Consider the following 250-nt stretch of genomic DNA (forward strand, 5'->3'; position numbering starts at 1 on the left):
ATTTACAAACTGCTCAAGAAGCGTGGGTTTAGCTGGATCACAAGCCGTTCTAAGCACCCAAAGCAGTCAAAAGAAAGCCAAGAGGCTTTTAAAAAAGTTCCAAGTGGAAACGATCCTTCACACCCTGTAATGGTCTAATGAAACTGGACAGGTTTATAGCGTAAAATGAGCTAAACCCAAAAGGTATCACTATGACCAGAAAATCAAAAGTAACACTCAGTGCACAACAAAAACTTGAATATGCCAAATT

The 250-nt window shown here is 39.2% G+C and carries 1 pseudogene; it reads left to right on the forward strand.

Annotated features, from left to right (window positions below):
* Positions 1 to 124, forward strand: a pseudogene (locus H5200_RS23650) (winged helix-turn-helix domain-containing protein); the annotation flags it as partial.
* Positions 125 to 250 lie beyond the last annotated feature (126 nt).

This window comes from Pseudoalteromonas sp. SG43-7, from assembly GCF_014164295.1.
Taxonomy (GTDB): domain Bacteria; phylum Pseudomonadota; class Gammaproteobacteria; order Enterobacterales; family Alteromonadaceae; genus Pseudoalteromonas; species Pseudoalteromonas rhizosphaerae.